Genomic DNA, 2,853 nt, shown 5'->3' with positions numbered 1-2,853 from the left:
CTCGAAGGGGCGCATGCCGGGGCATGTAACGCTTTGAGCAACGCAGTTGAGGAAGCAGGGGGCAAGTATTATTGGATAAAGTATTTTTTCCTCGGCCCTAATATCGAGGAGCAGTTACCGAGGCATGTCACCCTTTGAGCAACTACACTCTCAATAACTCGCCATCTAAAAATCAAAACCTGTTGTTTATTGGCTATATTTTTTCAACTTTTCTTTAAACAGAACAATACATCGGTACTCGCATAATGGCAGATACAAAAAAACTGGCACTGATTATCGACCCAGATCCCATTCACCTCGAAATAATGGAGATTATGCTAGAGGAGGAATTGGAGGTATTGCTGGCGACCAGCGGTAGCGAAGCTTTAGAGCTTATAGAATATAAGCACCCGAATATTATTCTGATGGAGCGTATATTACCCGACATGGATGGCTACGCGCTGTGCGCACGCTTAAAAGCCAAACTAAACAGTACGCCCTGCTCTATTATCATCTTGACCGAAGAAGATGACATATACGACCGAATGGAGGGTTATCAACACGGCTGCAGTGAATTTTTATCTAAGCCCTTTCAAGTTGAAGAGTTATTTACCAAAATTTTACTGTGTATTGAAATACAGTCTATCCATTCAAACCTCAAAGCCCAATCGGATGAGTCCACCAAAGTTGCATTATCAGCCATGAAAATGGGCAGTGAGCTGGGCGCCATTTTGGGGTTTGTAGAAGAATCCGGAGACTGCACCGATTACGACTCTTTAGGTAATCTAGTAATAAGTACCGTTGAAGGTTTTAACATTAGCTGCAGCCTATTATTCAAAACATTTTTAGGCCCTAAAATAATTGGCTGTCCAGCCGACTCCCCAGAAGAGCATGTATTAGTTATGTGCTCGGACAAAGAACGTTTTGTGATGATGGGCGAGAAAATGATCGTCAACCACTCATCGGTGTCTTTACTGGCCATCAATATGCCTATAAACGACACGACGCGCTATGGCGAACTAAAGGATACTTTAGGCATTGTCATTAATGCCGTAGAGACACGTATTAAAGGTTTAGATACCGAGCTGAAATTAGCACACGAGCGCAAAGGCGGATTAAACTCTGCCATAAAAGTCTGTCATGAAAAAATCACCCAGATTAATCAAGAAATGTCCGACCACTCCGATGAAATATCCAGCATTACACAAGAGATAAAACTGGATGTAAGGGATGCTTGCTTTTCCCTTGATTTAAACGAAGACCAAGAAAAAAACCTTCTCGGAAAAATTGATAACTCTATTGATCGACTTGAGCAATCCTGTGATCGCTTAGTCTATGTAGACAACCATTTATCTGAAGTAACAAACAGCATTAGTCAGCTAATAGAAAAAAATTAGGGCACGGCTTGATAGACTCGCCCCTTAGCAACGAAGGTAAGAAGGTCGACATCAAGCACTAGTGGATAAACTATTGTTTCCTTGTCCCTAAGTGACCGGTTTTTACATAAATCATACAACCGTCTTTACTAAACGGCGTGTGTACCGATAAATGCGGACTCCGCAACCAAGTACCCTGTGGATAATCACCGAATTCATCACTAAAGGTTCCTTCAATAACATAGATTTCCTCGCCACCCCAATGTGTATGCGCATTAAAATAGGTACTGGGAGCCCAGCGCACTAGCGCCACTTGCTCGGTATCGTACGCATGTAACGGCAATACCTTTAAACCGGGAACCATCCCTTGCCGCCATTGCGCCTGCTGAGTATCAATAACGCACGCCTTGGTATCTTCTGCATTAAACTGCTGCAGCTTTACCATAATCGTACAGCCACCTTTACTGAAAGGCGCATGGTGACTACCCGGCGGGTTACGCACATAGCTCCCGACGGGGTAGCTACCCTTTTCGTCGGCAAACTCTCCCTCTAAAACCAAGTATTCCTCACCCCCTTCATGCGTATGCTCAGAAAAGCTGGCACCGGGCGCATAACGCACAATGCTGGTGGCGCGCGCTTTTTCTAAACCGACCCGATCTAACATTTTTCGCTCTACACCTGGCAGCGGTGATGCTACCCACGGCGTATCTCCAGGCCGAATAACAACACGTTGCATAAAATCTGTATTCAAGTTCACACGATTACCTTTTAAAAATTAATCCTACCATGCACCCACCATAAGCGATCCGCACGCAGCCACAAAATGCCGATATCAAAATATAAAAAACGAATGTATTACTGGCTTTTAGCTGCCATTCAGCCTGCCCCTTTTATGCTAATCAGCAAAACAGGAGAGGCACTATGATAAATTTCAAAAAAGCGATACTCAACGTACTCGTGGTAGGTGGCTTGGCTACACTGGTCACGCCTAGCTTCGCCCATCAGCAGGGTAATCGTTCGCATCAAGATCACAGCCAATATCAGCGCGAATCCATTAACCAGCAACGCCAAACAATGCACCGCGAGTTTGATGCCATGATGCGTGATTTAGACGTTCAAAATCGCGAGATAGATCACTGGCAAAGCCACCAGCATCACGACCACCAACGCATTGCGCGCATTGCCAACGAGCGACGGGATGCGCTAAACCGCGAGCGCGATCGCATGAATCGCCGTTATGACAGAGCCAACCAACAACGCGATCGGCATACGCAACAACGTCAAGACCAGCACCAGCACCAGCACGAAAGCGTAAAGCATCGTTATCACTAGTATTAGGGACGAGGAAACAATATTTCATCGACTAATGCTTGATCTCGACCTCCTTACCTTCGTTGCTCAAAGCGTTACATGCCTCGGTAACTGCTCCATACGTTACCCTAATGACCTATATCCATATAGGCCCCGGCATGCGCCCCTTTAAGCGCCTCGATAAGAA

3 protein-coding genes are annotated in these 2,853 nt (G+C 45.4%); 2 read left to right on the top strand and 1 reads right to left on the bottom strand.

Annotation, left to right across the window (positions count from 1 at the left end; translation table 11 throughout):
* Positions 1-245: 245 nt before the first annotated feature.
* Entirely contained in the window at positions 246-1,376 is a 1,131-nt protein-coding gene (locus tag AC3A8L_RS20940) for a response regulator (protein WP_487964221.1), read from the top strand.
* Between the two features lie 70 nt (positions 1,377-1,446).
* On the opposite strand, the gene AC3A8L_RS20935 is transcribed toward AC3A8L_RS20940, so the two are convergent.
* Positions 1,447-2,112 (bottom strand): cupin domain-containing protein, encoded by a 666-nt coding sequence (locus AC3A8L_RS20935; protein ID WP_487964220.1) that lies wholly within the window; start codon positions 2,110-2,112, stop codon positions 1,447-1,449.
* A gap of 164 nt (positions 2,113-2,276) precedes the next feature.
* On the opposite strand from AC3A8L_RS20935, the gene AC3A8L_RS20930 reads away from it, so the two are divergent.
* Positions 2,277-2,687, top strand: a complete 411-nt coding sequence (locus AC3A8L_RS20930) for a hypothetical protein (protein WP_487964219.1) — start codon at positions 2,277-2,279, stop codon at positions 2,685-2,687.
* Positions 2,688-2,853 lie beyond the last annotated feature (166 nt).

The sequence above is a fragment of the Marinagarivorans sp. genome (genome assembly GCF_982758155.1).
Note: the sequence above shows the minus strand (reverse complement) of the source record. Positions and strands in the feature narration are given on the sequence as shown.